An 18,872-nucleotide genomic window follows, 5' to 3' on the forward strand; every position below is an offset into this window, starting at 1 on the left:
AACCGCAAGGGTTGCCACTACAATTAAAATATAAACTCATAAATTTTGCATAACCAATTCCACCATTAAGGAATATCCATAAACTTATGTACTTGTAACGAAATTCTCCATTTCGGATTGTTCTTGATGTACTCTATGATTAGCGGAAGCATTTGTTCCATTCTACTCCATTCAGGTTGAAGATATAACATACAATCGGGCGAAACCACTGAGGCAAAACTTTCAGCCCATTCAAAATCTGATTGATTGAAAATAATTACTTTCAATTCATGTGCTTTAGGATAAATTTCAGGATTGGGCGATTTGAATTTTTTAGGTGAAAAACAAATCCAATCCCAAGCTCCCGTTACTTGTTCACAAACGCCAGATGTTTCTATATTGGTTTCAAAACCTGCTTGATGCAAAGCTTCAGTAAGTTCATCTAAATTGTGCATCAAAGGCTCGCCGCCTGTAATTACCGCCAAGCGTCCTTCATGAGCAGAAGCTTCCGCCACAATTTGACTAATACTTAATTTTGGATGTGCGTTTATGTCCCAAGATTCTTTCACATCGCACCAGTGACAGCCGACATCACAACCGCCCAAGCGGATAAAATAAGCGGCTCTGCCTTGGTGAAAACCTTCGCCTTGAAGCGTATAAAAGGCTTCCATCGTAGGAAGTGACTGATTGGAAGGAGGAATTGCTATATCGTTTTGCTCTTTTGTCATGAGTGTAATATAAGTAAAATACAAAGACAAAATTAGCACATTTCCCGCAGTAAATTGTTGTTGGGCTTTGAAAGCTGTAAAAGGCTTGGATTTGATGGTGCTGAGGATTAATTGTAGATGTATTTAAACTCATGGCATGACTCTGAGTCATGCCATGAGTAACAAACTATTTATCAACACTTCTAATTTCTTTCTGAACTAGTAGAAAAGCAGTCATTCGTAATACTTTATTCGCTTAAAAACAGAATTCATTTTAGGTACAAGTGACGCTACGCTTAAATCTGTCCTTTATAATTTGGATCAAAATCTACCATCCATTCAATTCCGTATTTGTCTCTAAACATTCCAAAGTATGAACCCCAAGGACTGTCGGCAATAGGCATTTCAATTTGTCCGCCTTCCGAAAGTCCGTGAAATAATTTATCGGCTTCTTCTTTGTTTTCTGCACTGATTGAAATTTTACTTCTGTGTTCGTTTTCGTTTGTGCGTCCCATAATTTCGGGAACATCATTAGCCATCAGAACGTTGTTGCCAATTGGCAAAGCAATGTGCATTATTTTGTTGGCTTCATGGTCTGGGACTGAAAATTCAGAGCTAGCAAGGTCTTTGAAACGCACAATCGTTGCGAATTCTCCGCCAAATACAGATTTGTAAAAGTTAAATGCTTCTTCAGCATTTCCGTTAAAGTTAATGTGAGGATTGATGAGTGCCATAGTTTTATAAGTTAAGTTCTTTATATACAAACCTAAGCTTTAACACTCAATAAACAAGGTCGGAAAGCGACAAAAGAGAGGTTCTTTGTGCCAAGTTTTGATATTAGGTGCGTTGCTTACACAAGTGTTGTTGGTGAACAAACACCAACAACGGCAGAAAGGTACGAGTAATTTGAGGCAGTTTTTGTTTCCATCAATGTAGTAGTCCTATTTTGTTCTTTATTATGTCTTTCAATTCTATTGCTTCCATTTGGTCTATTCCGCTTGTTGCTGTGATAGTCTCATAGCCATAAGAAAAAGTGATTTTTATTTTGTCAGTAATCCTAAGAAGTTGGAGCATTGCTGTTGGTCCTTCCGAAACAGTTTCGTCTTTAATATCAATGTTTTTAACCTCTGAAAGATTGTATGTTTTTGTCTTTGTCCAAAGTGGCGATAGCTTGCTTAATTTTAACTCGTCACTACTAATGTATATTTCCTTCACTCCTTTTAATTGCCATAGAAGTCCTTTCAAAGTAAAATAGACTACAATTAATGAAAGTATAAAAATCGAAATTCTTTCTAGTACAGATAGTTCATATGCAAAAAACAAGGATTGAATTAGTGCATTTGTAAATTGAAGAGTAATTAATGATAAGAAAATTATTAATGCCCAACTTTTTCTTTTTGGAGTCGAGATTGTAATTCCTGTGTCTGTCTCAATAATATTTGATGTCATTTTTTTCGGTACTTCCATTTGTATTGGTGTCTTTTAAAGTTGTATATAACTCGCTAATAAGCGAAAGATTTGTAGTGCTTTTTGTAATATTCAGAATTAGCCTTTATAATATGATTTTGATAATTGGTGCGTTGCTTACGCAAGTATTGTTGCTGAACAAACACCAACAACGGCGGAGTCTGAGACTGCATTTTATTTATCGTTCTAAGTCAAAAAAGACTTAGAACAGCGAGGGAATCTTGTTTATTGTAGCTTCATTGACGTTTTCGCTTTTAACTCGCCTGCAACATCAGGTCTGTAACATTTGACATACTTGTCAAAAGCTTCTTGTATAAATGAGGCAACCCAATATTGAGAATCTTCTTCCGGCGTCATGCCCATATCAAGATAATCTACGTAGTCAGACGACATCATATAGTGGTCATTTAGATAGAACAGATAAGCGAAATGCTGAACAAAAATTGCAATAAAGTCATTTTGAAAGTGATTGATAGCTTTTACTCTGCCTTCAAGTCGAGTTTGATTGTCATTAAGTAACAGGTTATGATAGAAATTATAATGGGTATGGTCGTTACATCTTTCTCTGATTTCTTTGTATAGCTTATCTTTTTGCAATAAGTCAGTTATTGGTTTGAGTTTATCCGAATCTTTAATATATTTTGAAATCACTCGATATTCTGGAATCCTTTCTTTACCACTACGCCAATTGTCAATATGTTCAACAATAAAATTGTCAATTGAAAAATGATCGTTCAAGTAAAGGTTTGTATAGATGTTAATGATTGTTGAGTCGTAATACTTTCTCAAAAGTGCGTAAGAATCATTCAGTCTGCCGCTATGCAAAGTATTTTTTATCGACTCTAAGGTCCCACTAATAGATGTGAAAACATACGTATCAAGATTAACAATTGCTTTGGTACCTAGGCTAATAAACCCCATTGTCGTGTCTGAAAGTGCTTCATAAAAAGTAACAAGTTCCGTCAACTGTCCGAAAACAGGATGTTCTAAATATTCTTTTTGAAGATTGTGTTTTGGTAGAGAGTTTAAGTCCATTCGAATGTCGTTTTAGCCTGACCACTAACTCGCTAATATGCGAAAGTTTTGTAGTGCTTTTTGTATTTTTTTGTGTTGTCCTTATTTTTTGGTTGTACTATTGATGTCGTACTTCTGCATTGTCAAACCTAATTTCCATTTTCCTAAAGTACCACTTTATTTTTTCTTCACAAACTCCTCCACATTTTCTCAAATAGAATAATAAAGCCTAATTACCCCCCAATTTTCTCCTAATTCTTTTGAAAAAATTTACCGCTTAATAAAAATACCTTTATCGTTGTCGGTTCTATTTTAAAAATCATTGATTTTAATTAGCTGAGGAATAGGCAGAGTGATAATGTTTTTTACGTCAAAGCAAATTCAACAGCAGCATTTGAATGCAGTAAAGTAGTATCAAAAATTGGGACTAAAACATCTGATTCTTGAATAAGTAAAGGTAATTCTGTACAACCAAGTACAATTCCTTCTGCACCGCTACTTATTAAGTCTGATATAATTCTTAAATAGTGTTCTTTAGTTTTTTCTTTAAAAATTCCTTTTCCTAATTCGTCATAGATTGTATTATGTAGAAATTCTCTGTCATTTTCATTTGGAATTATAACTTCAATTCCTTGTTCAAACAGTTTTGATTTAAAAAAGTCAAGTTCCATTGTAAATTTTGTTCCCAATAAACCTACTTTTTTAAGTCCTTTTCTTTCTATTTCGTTGGCTGTTGCCGTGGCAATATGAATCACTGGAAGCCCTGTTTCTTTTTCAAGTCTGTCTGCAATTCGGTGCATCGTATTTGCACACAAAACTATTCCAGTTATACCACTTATTTTTAAATTATTGCAAGCTTCTAGCACTAATTGGAAAGTCATTTCCCAATTGTCTGTATTATTATATTTTTTGATGTCAGCATAATTAAACGAATAAATGACACATTGAGGAAATTCAAGTCCACCCAATTTCTCATTTACGCCTTGATTGATGAATTTATAATATTCAACGGTCGAAACCCAACTGAATCCGCCAATAAGTCCAAGTATTTGCATATTATTTATTTTTGATACGTTTCTACAAAATGAGCCATAACTCGTAAACATACGATTGTTTATGCCTTTTTCTAAAAATAAGTAATTGTTATAAATAAAGCTATTATTTATTTTTTGGAATTATCAAACAACTCATTTTCAACGAATTAAATCTTAAAACCCTAAAAAATCTGTTTCTCAACAATACAAAATACGAAATATAAAAATCACAGTCTAAACCACAAATACTTTATTAAGCGTTATTCTTATTTATTTTGGCGTTATGTCACTTACATTTAGTGATAAGCCTTCTAAATCTTTATATATGCCTCTTGCATTTAGTGATAAGGCACTTTAATCTTGATAATTGACATTTACATTTAGTAACATGCCATTTTAATCTTTATATATGTCTCTTGCATTTAGTGATAAGCCATTTTAATCTTTATATATACCACTTGCATTTAGTAACAAGCCATTTTAATCTTTATATATGCCACTTACATTTAGTGATAAGGCATTTTAATCTTGATGTATGCCATTTGTATTTAGTGATAAGCCTTCTAAATCTTTATATATAGCATTTGCATTTAGTGAAATCTCAATTCTTTTTACAATGTTCTGACTATTTTAATTCAACAGATGAATTTAAGTAAATATCAAATCATCATTCAAGACGTGCTAAATCATGTTTTAAGGCGTTTTCTGTTTTTTGAGGGGCAAACTTTGAGCCATCAATTCAACGAGGCGAAAACCTCTTAAACATTCAAAAAATGAAAATGCAAATCAAATTACTTCTTTTTATTTGTTCGCTGTTAATCACTTTCATCGGACAAGCTCAAACAGAACCTTCTCGTGTAAGCTTTACTATCAAAAATCCTTCTCTCAAAAATATGCAGATTGGCTTTAGTAGTTACAATACGCAACTACAAAAAATTACGGGTGGCTATGGTTATGGCTTAAATGCACTGGCTTCGCACGCTGTTAATTTACCATCAAATGGTAGCTGTACTTTCTGGTTCACTTACAACTAATGCTTGGTTATTGTTGTAGCGTTTGTTTTAATTTACTTAAATGTAAAGCTCTTTTTATTCGTGGTCGATTGTATCGTTGGAGGAAAATTGGATACAGATTTAGTAGGATATTTAATATTAGTAAGGACAACGATTGAAGAACTCCAAATTTGAAGGCAACGCAAACATTAAAGACAAAGACAATAAGCAAAATAATAGTATGTCCTAATTCAGATTTCTTTGTCTGGTAGTATAAATTAGTCAAGGCACTGGTATTTTTTTCTATTGGGTTAGCTTTTCTTATTACTTTTTCCCAACCAACGATGACCAATAATTTTCTAAAAAAATTAACGCCAAGATACTCATATATTTTCCCTCTATGTTCCCATGCTTTTTCCTCATAGTAAGACGATGTAAGTGGGCTTTTTAGGGTTTCGATAAATGTTGATACCAACGCCATCAATAAAAAGTTAAGAATCCAAGCGAATACAAAACTTTCCATTTTGTAGAAATGAACCAGTGTATAAATTGAGCCAAGAGTGATAACAACTATTGCGATTAATAATAAATTCTTTTTCATTTGTTTAGGGTCATGAGGTTTTGCTTAGATAACCTTAATGGACAAACGCAAGTAACTGAAAATCTAAGACTTACATTATTTCGTTGGATTAGGCACAATTATTTTTTATCAGGTTTTCCGTACTTTTTCAATTTTATCTAATGGCAAACCTGTTAATTCTGCAATAGTCGGATTGTCAAAATCTTTTAAAATCAGTTTTTCAGCTTACTAATCCAATTTGATAAAACAAAATCTCGAAAATATAATAAAAACGCTTGATAAGTACATCCTATCAAGCGTTTTATTAATCTTCAGCTTTTTCTCGTCCATCTGCCATTCTTACGATTTTAGGCGAAAATTTCGCTAACACTTTTATCAATTCTTCCTGAGCAGCCATTATTTTATTGATGTCTTTGTAGGCTTGTGGGGCTTCGTCTAAATCTGCTCCAATCAACTGTACTCCTGCCTTTTCAAGTGCTTCTTTTAAATCACTTTTGCTAATCATTCCCAAAGCTTTGGTTCTCGACATTTTTCTTCCTGCACCGTGCGAAGCAGAATTAATGCCTTCATCAATTCCTTTTCCACGAATCACAAAACCCGGCTGGGTCATCGAAGCAGGAATAATGCCTAAATCGTTTGCTCCTGCTGGTGTTGCACCTTTTCTATGCACCATGATTTCTGTACCATCTGCCAATTGTTCTTTCCAAGCAAAATTATGGTGGTTTTCAATGCGTTTCAATGGATTTTGATTCATCGCTCTGGCAATTTTATTATGAATTTCATGATGATTCGCCGAGGCATAATCACCTGCTAAATTCATTGCCAACCAGTACTCTTGTCCTTCGTCGGTATTCATATCCAACCAAGCCAAATGTTTGGCTTCTTTTGGCAAACGAGTTTTATTCATGGCAATTTTTGAATAATGATTCGCAATATTGCCTCCCAAACCCCTTGAACCAGAATGCGAAAGCAAGGTTAAGTATGAACCTTTAGGCAGATTCATTAAATCGTCCTCTGCCAAAATTTCTAAAATACCCCATTCAACAAAATGATTTCCTGTACCAGAAGTACCCAATTGACGGTAAGCTTTGTCTTTCAAATCACGAGTAATTTTTATTGCTCCCCATTCCGAACGGTCGAATAATGAATCATCAAATTTCTTCCCAGACTCCGCTCCCATTCCGAAAAAAGTATTTTCGGTAAGTACTTTTTTCAACAATTTATCTTCTTTTTGAATCATATTGGCTGGCAAATCGAAGATACTCATACACATTCGGCAAGCAATATCAACCCCAACTGCATAAGGAATAATGGTGTTGGCGGTTGTCGCCAATACGCCACCAATAGGCAAACCATAGCCTTGATGAGCATCGGGCATCAAGGCTCCTGCTACCGAAATGGGTAATTTCATGGCAGTTTGCATTTGGTTTAATGCTCCTTGTTCAATTTGATTCGCTCCATAAATTTTATAATTCAAAGCTTCTTCTCTTAAATCTACGTCAACATTTGCTTGGCGACCAACTTTTTTAATTTCAAAAACAGGTTTGGCATTTTCGGCTTCTACCAAAGCTTTTCCATAGTCCGACAATACGATTTCTTGACCTATTTCCTTTAGATGTTTGGTGTAAAGGGCAAGATTTGTTAATTTATTTTTAGAAAAAGCGTACTTTTTAGGGGAATCTATCATTTGGGCAAACATCAAAATCACCTGATTTTTGGGATAAACCCCATGACCAATCAGACCATTGGCTACTCTTGAAAATTTGGCTAAAGCCTCCTCCGTTTCCACGCCCAAAGCTTTTAATTCTTCTTGGACGATGGTTTCTTCTTGTAAAATGTTCATTGGTTTTAATTACTTTTTAATAAGTGATTTTAAAAGTTTACAAACGAGTTTATATCATTAAACAAATAATTTACTTCTCTTTAATTTACTCCCCAAAGTTGCAAACCCACAACGCAGTCTTTTTGCGTAGTAAAAATTATTTTCTATTTTTAGTGAAATATTTTAAAAATCACAATTCAAAACTCATCCTTTAATAAGAATTGTCAACTTATTGATTTAGGGTTTCAGATTTTTAAAAAACGTTTTTTAAAAATACTTTATCCTATTTCCCGAAATCAGAAATTACAAATCTGAATTAATTAAATCTTTCGTACAGCATAATTCAAAACTCATAATTCATAACTAATTCGATATGCCTGCCAATAGAAATGCCTTGATTCGCTACAAAACCATTGATACTTGTTTACAGAACCGCCATCGAAAATGGACTTTGGAAGACTTGATAGAAAGTGTTTCGGAAGCTCTTTATGAATATGAAGGAATCCACAAAGGCATCAGTAAAAGAAGTATTCAGGCTGATATACAAATGATGAGAAGTGAAAAATTGGGTTATGAAGCGCCGATTGTTGTAATCGACAAAAAATATTATACTTATGAAGACCCCAATTTTAGTATTACCAAAACGCCTTTGACCAGTGCAGACGTTTCCAGAATGAACGAAGCACTTGATATGTTGAAGCAGTTCAAAGGTTTTTCTCACTTCAATCAGCTCAGTGAAGTAATCAATAAATTAGAAGAACATATTTACAGTAATAAAGAAAAACGTAATTCTGTAATTGATTTCGAAAAAAACGAAAACCTGAAAGGACTTGAATACTTGGATGATATTTACCAATCTATCCTTCAGAAAAAAGCGATATTTCTGAATTATCAGTCGTTCAAAGCCCGAAAAGCCAATCAATTTTACTTTCATGTTTGGTGGCTCAAAGAATTTAAAAACCGATGGTTTGCCGTAGGAGTACGACATAAACATGATATAATTACCACTTTGGCATTAGACAGAATCTTAGATTTGAAAATTGATGCAGACGCTCCCTACATCGAAAATCTAAAGTATAGTCCAGAATTGTATTATTATCATGTGATAGGTGCAACAGTAAGCCATAATATGCGGGCAAGTAAAGTAAGAATCAAAGTCAGTAATTTGCACGCTCCCTACATAGAAACCAAACCTTTGCATCATTCGCAACAAGTGGTAGAAAGAAGTAATACAGGAATTATCATTGAAATTAAAGTGCAATTAAACTTTGAGCTTGAGAAGGAATTACTCGGTTTTGGCGAAGGTTTAGAAGTATTAGAACCACCAGCTTTAAGAAAAATTATCCAGAAAAGATTGGCTTTGGCAAATGAGCAGTATCGGTAGAAACAAATTCATTGAATGTTTATGACTGATGGCATAAGTTCATTCAAGCCATCAGTAAGTTTTATTTAAAACTGTTTGTTCATATTATGGTATTCAATCTTACTCATGTATGGGAAGTAAGGCAAAGACTCGATTAGTTCCTTTGTCTTTGACTCATCAACATTTTGGAAAATTAAAACTGCCTCTTTTTTGGAAACTGAAATAAAAAAGCTCTCTAAAATATTTTCTTGTTTCCATTGATTAACAAATTCCATTTCTTTTTTAGGTAAATCAGGAGTTGATTTTATGGTATCAATTCCGCTATCAGAAAGAGTAATTAACACTAAGATTCTGTTCATATTCTTTTATTTAAGGTTGATAAGCAAATTTATCACTAATTTCTACACCTTCACAAAGGATGGTCGAACATATCAAGCAAACAGCTAATTTTTATGGTAATGCCTTATGTATTAGACTTTTATCTGTTCTACAAATCGACTATGCACCATTGAAAGTAATTTTTCTGTGTTCCAAACCCCATTCCACCATTGAATCCAGAACACTTTTGATATTTCTACCTGATTGAGTGAACTCATATTCAATCACAACTGGAATGCTATCGTGTACTGTTCTTTTTACAATGTTGTTGGTCTTGGCGACCCCGTCTTGGCGACCCCATCTTGGCGACCCTGTGAAAACAATTACAACGAAAAGCTCTTGTTGTGCTTTTGGCTTTATTTGTGTTTGTTGGCAATATTTTCTAAAAATTTAATCGGGTCATTCAAAAAGCTATAGGCATTAGAATTCCGAATACTTATTTTTATTTCTTCAAAGTCTGGTTTCATAAGTTTTCCTTTTATGTCGAAGAATAACCATTCATTTTCTTTTCCTAATTCTATCATATTTTTCAAAAACATTAAATTTTGTTCTCTTAAATCTGCACGAAAGGAAAACTCTTTGATTGTTAATGATTTTTCATCCAAAAAAATTGAGGCATCATTGTCAACTTCGTCAGTGTAGGTTTTCCAATTAATACTTGTTTTATCATTACCCCAGTTTGCTCTTTTAATAATTAGATCTATTTTTGAAACAATATCGTCCACATTAATATCGACATCTTTCCAATACGTTTCAGCATCAGATTCAAAATATCCAGTTTCTGTACTAACATCTATTTTATTAATTGAATCGTCAACTCCTTGTTTTGGAATAACCCCTAAATAATATTGATAAACTGCCATTTTGTTTCGTTTTGTTAATCTGACGCACAACTCGTTAATAAGCAAAAGCTTTGTAGTACTTTCTGAATTATTCCCAAACTAACTTTAGGATATGGTTTAGATAATTGGTGCGTTGCTTATTTTTTGCCTTTCTATCAATAACTCATTTTATTATTGTTCAGCAAATTCATCTTCACTTACTAATCGATTATAAAATTCTTCAAAAGAATTGGCAACATGAATATCTTCGTCACATTCACAATCAATCCATCTAATTGTTGGTTTATCACTTAATCTATAATCAAGTGTAATCCACCAATGACCGTCTCCTGTTAGTAAAACTTGTTTGTCGGGCAATCCCCATTCTTCTATCATATAGGAAGACTGCATGATGTTATGAGCTGAATCTGATTTTTCATCTAATACTATTCCAAATAACTCACTTAATGGAATATGATTGTCAGCCCAAGTAGTTTTAGTTCTCATTGGAAAAGCAAAACCCTTTGTATATCCTCCATTTTGCACTTTCAGTAGTTTGATAAATATTTCAGGAAGTTTTACTCCCAACTGACGTTCTGCTTGAATTATTATCTCATCTGTCAAATCTGGATTATTATAATAATTCGAATCCCAAAATTCTGTAAAATCGATTTTCATGGTATAGTCTTTTAAATGACGAACAACTCGCCAATAAGCAAAAGTTTTGTAGTACTTTCTGAATTATTCCCAAACTAACTTTATAATATGATTTTGATAATTGGTGCGTTGCTTTCGCACGTGTTGTTGGTGAACAAACACCAACAACAGCGGGAAATCGTTTTTTGTGGTTCGCTTAGAACAGCGAGGCGAGGGAAAGTTCAAAATAGGTAGTGAAAAACCCTACGCCAAGTTAGGGTTTGTTGCCTTTCTAATCTTCTGTTGTCCAAGCGTAGTCCACTCCAGTCCAACCAAAATGTTTGTCTTTATATTGTTGCATAGCTGCTTTAAATTGAGAAATAATCAAAACAGCATCACTGTTCGTTGGGAATACTTCTTCATCAAGTGAATCTAAGAATTCTACAGCTGGGTCATCCTTTAATGTGGATTTAACCTTGTTTAAAACTCGATTTGTCATTTTTACTTTTAACTCGTTCAAAGCACCATCCTGCTTCTTTTTAGATAATTCTTTAATTTCATTGAAAACAGAATCCAAAATTGGGAACAACATATCAAACTCTTCTGCCTGATTTTTAGTCGGTCTTTTTCCTATCGCATTTTTTTTCTTAAACATATTATTTCTCTTTTATTTTTTTAGGCATTATTGTTCTAATACTAGATTCTTTGCCATTAATTACCCAATACCAAGACCCAAAATCCAGTTTAACATTGTCTGCTCTTAACTTTTCAAAACAACTTAAATATTGTGTTAACATCATTGCAACATCACTGTTTGTCGGTAAATCATTTTCATCAAAAATTTCAAAATCTGAAAAAGGCTTATAATCATCGCCAAGTAGGATGTTTGAATCAGAAATGATTTTATTTACAAATTTGAGTTTGAATTTATTAAGTGCATCATTTTGAGACTTCTTAGATAACGCACTTATTTCGTTATGCAATCCTTCTAGTTGGGCTTGTAGTTTTTCAAAATTATCAACTTCTTGTTTTGTCATATTTCTAAATTTTATGATGGACAACTTCTTGTAAACTCTATGTATTTTCGTTTAATAACTTCAATGGGTAAACGTTGTTTGCTTTCGTAAACTTCTCCCATTAGTTTCAAATCATTATCGTCTAAGACCAAAATACATCTTCTTTGACCTGACCATAAATCAATAGTGTTTTGGTAAATGTTCTTAGGAATCTTATTTCTTGTAAAGATTATTCCAAATCTCCCAAAACTATCAGTCAAATACCGATTCAACTGATTTATATGTTCTCGTTCTAAAGTTTTTACATTCTTTAATTCAATAACCAATTGTCTTGAGTCATAAGCATCATAGATGTCACTTAAAAAGTCAAAAGAACGATTATTATAAAATATTAAATCCCTTATTTGTGTGCCTGAATCTGTTCTGCTTTGTTCTTTAGCAAAGTCAAGATGTGGATAAAGCAAAGAGGACATTGTTTGAACCATAAGGTCTTCATAATCTCTATCTGCGTTATCAGTTTTACCTGTTGGTAGTTTTAGAACAGATAAAATTTTTCTTTTTGAAGAAAGGACGGGTATTTGAGTGAACAATGGGTCATTTGTCAACTCTTTGTTTTCTTTCTCTTTAAGGGTGATGTATGACTGTACTACATTGTAATTGTATCTGTTAAAGTTTAAAACTTCAACACGATTGAGCTTTCCATCATAATGTTTGTCAACATCCTTGATGTAATAATTATGAAAAAAATCATCGTAGTTTATCCAAGGGACATATTTAAGCCACCTTTTTGGAGTTAAAATTATCGGTTGATTGTTATCTGGATTTAAAGGTAGATATGTTTCTTCTGTTTTAAACTTAAAGGATTTATAGTCATAGATTGGGATTGAGCACTTCTCTAATGGAATCTTCAACTTCAGGCATTGGTCTATGGTATAATCGATTAAGAACGACTTTATTAATGAGCAACTAATATCACTAATTCTGTCTTTTGAAACATTGTCAACCAACAATTGAATTTCTTCAAAATGTTGGAAACCTTGATTATGTAATTGAGGTATAGCCTTAAAAAGATTTAAAATTTCACCTGCGGTTTTTACTCCAATTTTTTTCCCTTTCCTAGTTTTGGAATTACCTAATCCTACTTCGCTACATTCTGAAAGCTCAATCAGAATATTTCTACTTTCATCTTCTTTTCCTTTTACGTAATAGTTCCCGAGTTGATTAAATAGATTGACAATACTCATATGTAGTGAATTGTCTTGTTGAGAATTAATTTTCCAAAGCAAGAAGGGGTCAACATAGAGAGGTATGTCTTCGTCCAAAAATGGTATGGCAAAATCCACTTCTTCCTGTAAGAAAGGAAGTCTGTGGAAGTCATTTAATCTTGGTCGAATTATTGTCATTATCTGTTTTAAGGTTAAGTATTCGCTAATATGCGAAAGTTTTGTCGTACTTTTTGTATTGTTATAACCAAATTTCCATTTTCCTAAAGTACAATTTTATTTTTTCTTCACAAACTCCTCCACATTTTATCAAATAGAATATTAAAGCCTAATTAATCTCTTACTTTCTCCTGCTTCTTTTTAAAAAATTTACCGTATAATAAAAATACGCTTGTCCTTGTCGATTCAATTTAAAAAAATTACTAATTTTAATTAGCTGAGAGATAGGCAGATGAATGCTATTATGGAACTCAAAGCTGATTGCTCCAAGCTACCTTATTATTGATTTCTCACTTTTCCAAAATTCAAAAAAATGGCTACAACATCAGAAACAGGTCACGCTGTAAACGTGAAAAACTTCTTTAACCTCGTTAATTTCTGCAAAGGTTTCGGCACCCAATACCAGCCTAGCAAAGTTTCTATCCAAATTCCTGCTTTAGAAAACACCTACCAGCAAGCGAAGGAGGCAATCGACGAAATTATTAGGCAAACTACTGCCTACAATATCGTTATCAATGAAAGAGCTTTATTGTTTAAGGATAATAGAACCTTATCGACTCGATTGATTAATGCTTTTGAAATGACCGATGCTCCCGATGCTACGAAGAAGGATGTAAAAGGCTTTAATCGAAAATTACAAGGAAAAAAAGCCAGTGCTGTAAAAGAAACAGATAGTACGATTGATGGTTTGAATGCCGAAGCACCTAAAACCATTTCATCTTCACAAACATCTTTTAACCAACAAGTTGAGCATTTAAAAGCCTTGGTTACTGTCTTAGAAAGTGAGCCAAGTTATGTGCCTAATGAAGTGGATTTAAAGGTAAGTACGCTAAAAAATTTAATTAGCCAACAAGATAGTGCCAATGAACAGGTTGCGATTGTTTACACGGCTCTTAGCAATGCAAGGCTAAAGAGAGATAGGATTTTGTATGGGGAAGAAACGGGTTTATATAATATCAGTTTGGATATTAAGAAATATGTAAAAGCAGTCTTCGGAGCAAGTAGTCCTGAATATAAACAAGTAACTGGGGTAAGTATTAAGGATTTCAAGAAAAAATAGGGAGCTTCAAATCCTTAGGATGTTGGAGGTAATTCGAGAGATGAAGTAACTTGACTGAGGGATTTCGCTTCTTGATTGAGAGATTTTACTTCCTGACTGAGGGATTTTGCTTCCCGACGGAGAGATTTTGCTTCCTAACAGAGAGATTTTGCTTCCTAACAGAGAGATTTTGCTTCCTAACAGAGAGATTTTGCTTCACGACGGAGAGATTTTACTTCACGACGGAGAGATTTTACTTCACGACGGAGAGATTTTGCTTCCTAACAAAGAGATTTTGCTTCCCAACTGAGGGGTTTTGCTTCCTGACTGAGGGATTTTGCTTCCTGACTGAGGGATTTTGCTTCCTGACTAAGGGATTTTGGAATCCGTACGAGAGATTTTTACTGATGGCATGACTTGAAGTCATGCCATCAGTTGTTTTTTATCATAACCCCCTTTAATACAAAGACATGAATTTAAAGTAGCTAAGAGATAAGCAGATGAATACCTATTATCAAACTAAAAGCTATGTCTTAACCAAAATATAAGCGTATGGATAGAAAATTAATGGGCTTTTTGTCTGAGAATGAATAAATTCAAAGGCAATTTTTTATATTTGGAATCATAACGATTATCAAAATTATTGACTCTTGCACAAGGAAATAACACTAAACTAATTACCTATGAAAGGATACTATAAAATTCCGACAATCATTTTTGCGCTACTATTAATAATTCCTGGAGATAAAATATCATTTCCTGTTTTTTTGATAATTCTATTAAGTTTTACAGGTGGTCTTTTGCAAATACTATTTAGTATCTTTTCAATTACTTCAATAGTTTATTTAATATACTCTACATATTCAAAATTTAACAATAAAGCAGATGATATTGTTATAATTACAATTATTGTTATCTCCTTTTTATTGCTACTAACACAATATAATGCTATTTATTATTATGGAGATATAGTGGTTTTCATTTCAATATTTTTGTTTCTAGCCTTCTCCATTTTAACGCTTTATTATTCAATTAACAAGCTAATTAATCGAGGGAAATAGCCATTCATAAATTTAGATATATCCTTTTGTTGTTTACTCATGGCATGACTCTAAGTCATGCCATGAGTTGAAATCAGAGTTGGCTTTTAATTCAATAGGGTCGGGATTAATCCCGACCCTATTGAATATTAATGATTATTTTCCCTGAGAATAAATACTTATTTCCCCTGTGCTTCTACCACCGCAATGGCTACCATGTTTACGATTTCACGTACTGATGAACCTAATTGTAATACGTGTACAGGTTTGCGTAATCCTAAAAGGATTGGACCGATGTACTCAATATCACTCGTTTCTTTCAATAAGTTATAGGCAATATTGGCAGCAGAAAGGTTAGGGAAAATTAAAGTATTTGCTCCTTCTTCAGCTAATTTAGAGAATGGATAATTTTCTTTAATCAATTCATTATCAAAGGCTAAGTGTGCTTGCATCTCCCCTTCTACAATCATTTCTGGATGCTTTTTCTGTAAAATAGCCGTCGCTTCACGCATTTTTACGGCATCTTCTCCGTTGGCAGTGCCAAAGTTTGAGTAGGTCAACAAAGCAATTCTTGGTTTCAAGTTGAAACGTTCAACGGCTTTGGCGGTTAGTTCTGTGATTTCAACAATGTCTTCAACGCTTGGGTTGAAATTCACCGTTGTATCTGAGAAAAACACTGGACCTTTTTTAGTAAGAAGTATGTACATACCCGCTACTTTCTTCACACCATCTTCACGACCAATAATCTGCAAAGCTGGACGAATTGCATCTGGATAATTACGAGTAAGACCAGAAATCACACAGTCAGCATCGCCCGTTTCAACCATCATCGAAGCGAAGTAACTGCGTACTTGCATTTGTTTGTGGGCTTCATACTGGTTATAACCTTTACGTTTTCTTTTGTTGAAGAAAATGTCACCATATTCTTTCAATCGCTCAATTGTTTCTGGAGCACGTGTATCAATGATTTGAACTTCGTGCAAATCCAGATTATTCTCTCGAATAATTCTTCTGATTTTATCTTTATCTCCCAACAATATCGGCACACAAATACCTTCATCTTTCGACTGCTGAACAGATTTTAATACTTTCAGATTTTCAGCATCAGCAAATACCACACGCTTAGGTGAGCGTTTTGCTTTGTTGAAAATATACTTCATCAATTGATTATCCAAGCCCAAACGTTTGCTTAGTTCTAATTCATAAGCGTCCCAATCGGTAATAGGTTTTTGTGCCAAACCTGCTTCCATTGCCGCACGTGCCACTGCTGGAGCTACGGTAGTAATTAAACGTGGGTCAACTGGTTTAGGAATAATATAGTTTCTTCCGAAAGAAAGATTCTTTTCGTTATAAGCCAAGTTTACAATGTCTGGCACTGGTTTTTTGGCTAAGTTTGCTAAAGCTTTAGCGGCAGCCAATTTCATGGTTTCGTCAATTTCAGTAGCACGCACATCCAATGCTCCTCTGAAAATATACGGAAAACCCAATACATTATTTACTTGGTTGGGATAATCCGAGCGACCAGTCGCCATGATAATATCTTCACGAGCTGCAACGGCATCTTCATAAGAAATCTCAGGCGTTGGATTTGCCATCGCAAAAACAATAGCATCTTTTGCCATTGATTTTATCATTTGTTGAGAAACAATATTACCAACCGATAAACCAAGAAATACATCTGCTCCAACCATTGCTTCGCTTAGGTTATGAATATCTGTGCGTTCAGTAGCAAATGGCTGAACATATTTATTGAGGTCTGTACGTTGTTTTGAAACTAAACCGTCTTTATCGAACATCAATATATTCTCTACTTTCGCTCCTAAACCTAAGTATAATTTCGCACAAGAAAGAGCCGCAGCACCCGCACCTGAAATCGTGAATTTACATTCTTCGATGCGTTTTCCTACAATTTCCAAAGCATTCAACAAAGCCGCTGCCGAAATGATGGCAGTTCCATGTTGATCATCGTGCATGATGGGAATATTAAGGTCTTTTCTTAATCTTTCCTCAATTTCAAAACACTCTGGCGATTTAATATCTTCAAGGTTTACACCTCCAAAAGTTGGTTCTAAAATCTTGACAGTACGAATAATTTCTTCGGGGTCTTCGGTATTTAATTCAATATCAAAAACATCAATGTCAGCGAATATTTTAAACAAAACGCCTTTTCCTTCCATTACAGGTTTTGAAGCCTCCGCACCAATATTCCCAAGCCCTAAAACAGCCGTTCCATTTGAAATTACGGCTACTAAATTACCTTTTGCCGTATATTTATAAACGTCTTCACGGTTGGCAGCAATGGCTAAACATGGTTCTGCTACGCCCGGAGAATATGCGAGAGAAAGGTCTCTTTGCGTTTCTGTTTCTTTGGTGGGAATTACGGCAATTTTGCCCGGACGACCTTTAGAATGATAATCTAAAGCATCTTGTTTTCTAATCGAAGATTGACTCATAATGATTGGTACAATAATGTTTATTTTCAAAACTGTGAGCAAAAATACGCTACGAGTATTTGATAAGCTAAGGAAATCGTGAAGGATTAGGCACTGACCAAAAAACAAAGATGGTTCTCCGAATCGAAAAACCATCGTCGAAATATTTCAACATAAAATATTATTAAAGCGATACAGACCAAGTACGCAAGAATATTTGGTCTGAAGCTAAAACTTCAATACCTTCTTTTTCTGTTAACTCTTGTGTATGATTTTCGCTATCGGCAATGCCACACCATGGTTCAAGACAAACAAAATTAGCATTAGGGGCTGCCCAGATACCTAAAAAAGGGAAATTTTCAAAAGTAAAAGTCAATTGTGAGGATACTTTATCACTTTTTAAAACGATAGCTGTTGATTTTTGATGTTTAAAAACAAGAGCATCTTGATAAAATAATTCTTTGGTCAAAGGCAAGCGATTGGTATTTTCTAAGAATGTTGTGGCTTCGTTCTTGATTAAACCGCCATCCGCCAATTCCCAACGGGGAAAATCTTCGGTTTGATTGAATTCCAAATAATAATCTTCATAAACAGTATCATCTGAAAGTGGCACTGCAAAAGCGGGATGTCCACCTACTGAAAAGTACATTTCATTGTTTCCAGTATTTTTTACAGAATATGAAACAGAAAGTGTTTTTTCATTTAAAGTGTAAATCAAACGAAACTCGAAAGCAAAAGGAAATACTTTTAAAGTCGCCTCATCTTCTTTTTGAAGAAGAGTAATACTTAATTCGCTTTGAGTTTCTACTGAAAATACTCTTTCACGAGCAAAGCCATGTCGAGGAAGCGTATAAGTTTTTCCTTGATAGCAATACTGATTATTCTTCAAAGCTCCAATAATTGGAAAGAGTACAGGTGAACTTTTACCCCAAAAAGCAGGGTCGGCATTCCACATATATTCTGCATTATTTTCTTTGTTAAAAAGACTAACCAACTCTGCCCCAAGCGGATTAATACTTACTCTTAAAAATTGATTTTCAATAGTTTGCATAATTTTAAAATATATTTTGTGTCAGTTAATAATTTCATTTTCTTAAAAATAAATATTTC

General features: G+C 33.9%; 19 protein-coding genes. 3 read left to right on the plus strand and 16 right to left on the minus strand.

Annotated elements, in window-relative coordinates:
* Positions 1 to 65 precede the first annotated feature (65 nt).
* From VB776_RS15205 to VB776_RS15225, 5 genes are all read right to left on the minus strand, one after another.
* Positions 66 to 707 carry a 7-carboxy-7-deazaguanine synthase QueE gene (locus VB776_RS15205; RefSeq protein ID WP_323697594.1) on the minus strand — a complete coding sequence of 214 codons (642 nt, stop codon included), beginning with the start codon at positions 705 to 707 and terminating at the stop codon, positions 66 to 68.
* Between the two features lie 275 nt (positions 708 to 982).
* Positions 983 to 1,420, minus strand: coding sequence for a VOC family protein (locus tag VB776_RS15210; RefSeq protein ID WP_323697595.1), 438 nt, complete (start codon positions 1,418 to 1,420; stop codon positions 983 to 985).
* A 193-nt stretch (positions 1,421 to 1,613) separates the two neighbouring features.
* Positions 1,614 to 2,153, minus strand: coding sequence for a hypothetical protein (locus VB776_RS15215; RefSeq protein ID WP_323697596.1), 540 nt, complete (start codon positions 2,151 to 2,153; stop codon positions 1,614 to 1,616).
* 225 nt (positions 2,154 to 2,378) lie between these two features.
* Complete coding sequence (locus VB776_RS15220) at positions 2,379 to 3,188, minus strand: hypothetical protein (protein WP_323697597.1); 810 nt, start codon at positions 3,186 to 3,188, stop codon at positions 2,379 to 2,381.
* 344 nt (positions 3,189 to 3,532) lie between these two features.
* Positions 3,533 to 4,222 carry an aspartate/glutamate racemase family protein gene (locus tag VB776_RS15225; RefSeq protein ID WP_323697598.1) on the minus strand — a complete coding sequence of 230 codons (690 nt, stop codon included), beginning with the start codon at positions 4,220 to 4,222 and terminating at the stop codon, positions 3,533 to 3,535.
* A gap of 752 nt (positions 4,223 to 4,974) precedes the next feature.
* On the opposite strand from VB776_RS15225, the gene VB776_RS15230 reads away from it, so the two are divergent.
* Positions 4,975 to 5,235: a hypothetical protein gene (locus VB776_RS15230; protein ID WP_323697599.1), complete on the plus strand. Its 261-nt coding sequence runs from the start codon at positions 4,975 to 4,977 to the stop codon at positions 5,233 to 5,235.
* A 7-nt stretch (positions 5,236 to 5,242) separates the two neighbouring features.
* Here the strand turns inward: VB776_RS15230 and VB776_RS15235 are convergent, their stop codons facing one another.
* Positions 5,243 to 5,794: a glycosyl-4,4'-diaponeurosporenoate acyltransferase CrtO family protein gene (locus tag VB776_RS15235; RefSeq protein ID WP_323697600.1), complete on the minus strand. Its 552-nt coding sequence runs from the start codon at positions 5,792 to 5,794 to the stop codon at positions 5,243 to 5,245.
* A gap of 283 nt (positions 5,795 to 6,077) precedes the next feature.
* Complete coding sequence (locus VB776_RS15240) at positions 6,078 to 7,616, minus strand: RtcB family protein (protein ID WP_323697601.1); 1,539 nt, start codon at positions 7,614 to 7,616, stop codon at positions 6,078 to 6,080.
* Positions 7,617 to 7,968: 352 nt separating this feature from the next.
* Here VB776_RS15240 and VB776_RS15245 point away from each other — a divergent pair, with 352 nt between their 5' ends.
* Positions 7,969 to 8,979 (plus strand): helix-turn-helix transcriptional regulator, encoded by a 1,011-nt coding sequence (locus tag VB776_RS15245; RefSeq protein ID WP_323697603.1) that lies wholly within the window; start codon positions 7,969 to 7,971, stop codon positions 8,977 to 8,979.
* 65 nt (positions 8,980 to 9,044) lie between these two features.
* Here the strand turns inward: VB776_RS15245 and VB776_RS15250 are convergent, their stop codons facing one another.
* The 7 genes from VB776_RS15250 to VB776_RS15275 form a co-directional block, all read right to left on the minus strand.
* Positions 9,045 to 9,317, minus strand: coding sequence for a hypothetical protein (locus VB776_RS15250; RefSeq protein ID WP_323697604.1), 273 nt, complete (start codon positions 9,315 to 9,317; stop codon positions 9,045 to 9,047).
* A gap of 139 nt (positions 9,318 to 9,456) precedes the next feature.
* Positions 9,457 to 9,726, minus strand: a complete 270-nt coding sequence (locus tag VB776_RS24585; protein ID WP_407653835.1) for a winged helix-turn-helix transcriptional regulator — start codon at positions 9,724 to 9,726, stop codon at positions 9,457 to 9,459.
* Positions 9,693 to 10,199: a hypothetical protein gene (locus VB776_RS15255; protein WP_323697605.1), complete on the minus strand. Its 507-nt coding sequence runs from the start codon at positions 10,197 to 10,199 to the stop codon at positions 9,693 to 9,695. The genes VB776_RS24585 and VB776_RS15255 overlap by 34 nt, the downstream gene beginning before the upstream one ends.
* Positions 10,200 to 10,349: 150 nt before the next feature.
* The gene (locus VB776_RS15260; RefSeq protein WP_323697606.1) at positions 10,350 to 10,835 is read right to left on the minus strand and encodes an SMI1/KNR4 family protein; all 486 of its coding nucleotides are present in this window, start codon (positions 10,833 to 10,835) and stop codon (positions 10,350 to 10,352) included.
* 250 nt (positions 10,836 to 11,085) lie between these two features.
* On the minus strand, positions 11,086 to 11,448 hold the full coding sequence (locus VB776_RS15265; RefSeq protein ID WP_323697608.1) for a hypothetical protein: 363 nt from the start codon (positions 11,446 to 11,448) through the stop codon (positions 11,086 to 11,088).
* 1 nt (position 11,449) lies between these two features.
* A complete protein-coding gene (locus tag VB776_RS15270) occupies positions 11,450 to 11,830 on the minus strand; it encodes a hypothetical protein (RefSeq protein ID WP_323697609.1) in 381 nt (126 codons plus the stop codon).
* 11 nt (positions 11,831 to 11,841) lie between these two features.
* Positions 11,842 to 13,212: a hypothetical protein gene (locus VB776_RS15275; protein ID WP_323697610.1), complete on the minus strand. Its 1,371-nt coding sequence runs from the start codon at positions 13,210 to 13,212 to the stop codon at positions 11,842 to 11,844.
* Between the two features lie 352 nt (positions 13,213 to 13,564).
* Between VB776_RS15275 and VB776_RS15280 the strand changes: the two genes are divergently transcribed.
* The gene (locus VB776_RS15280) at positions 13,565 to 14,311 is read left to right on the plus strand and encodes a hypothetical protein (RefSeq protein ID WP_323697611.1); all 747 of its coding nucleotides are present in this window, start codon (positions 13,565 to 13,567) and stop codon (positions 14,309 to 14,311) included.
* Between the two features lie 1,198 nt (positions 14,312 to 15,509).
* Here VB776_RS15280 and VB776_RS15285 read toward each other — a convergent pair.
* Entirely contained in the window at positions 15,510 to 17,783 is a 2,274-nt protein-coding gene (locus VB776_RS15285; RefSeq protein WP_323697612.1) for an NADP-dependent malic enzyme, read from the minus strand.
* Positions 17,784 to 17,946: 163 nt separating this feature from the next.
* Positions 17,947 to 18,813, minus strand: a complete 867-nt coding sequence (locus VB776_RS15290) for an aldose 1-epimerase family protein (RefSeq protein ID WP_323697614.1) — start codon at positions 18,811 to 18,813, stop codon at positions 17,947 to 17,949.
* Positions 18,814 to 18,872 lie beyond the last annotated feature (59 nt).

The organism is Arcicella gelida, from assembly GCF_034931025.1.
GTDB lineage: Bacteria > Bacteroidota > Bacteroidia > Cytophagales > Spirosomataceae > Arcicella > Arcicella gelida.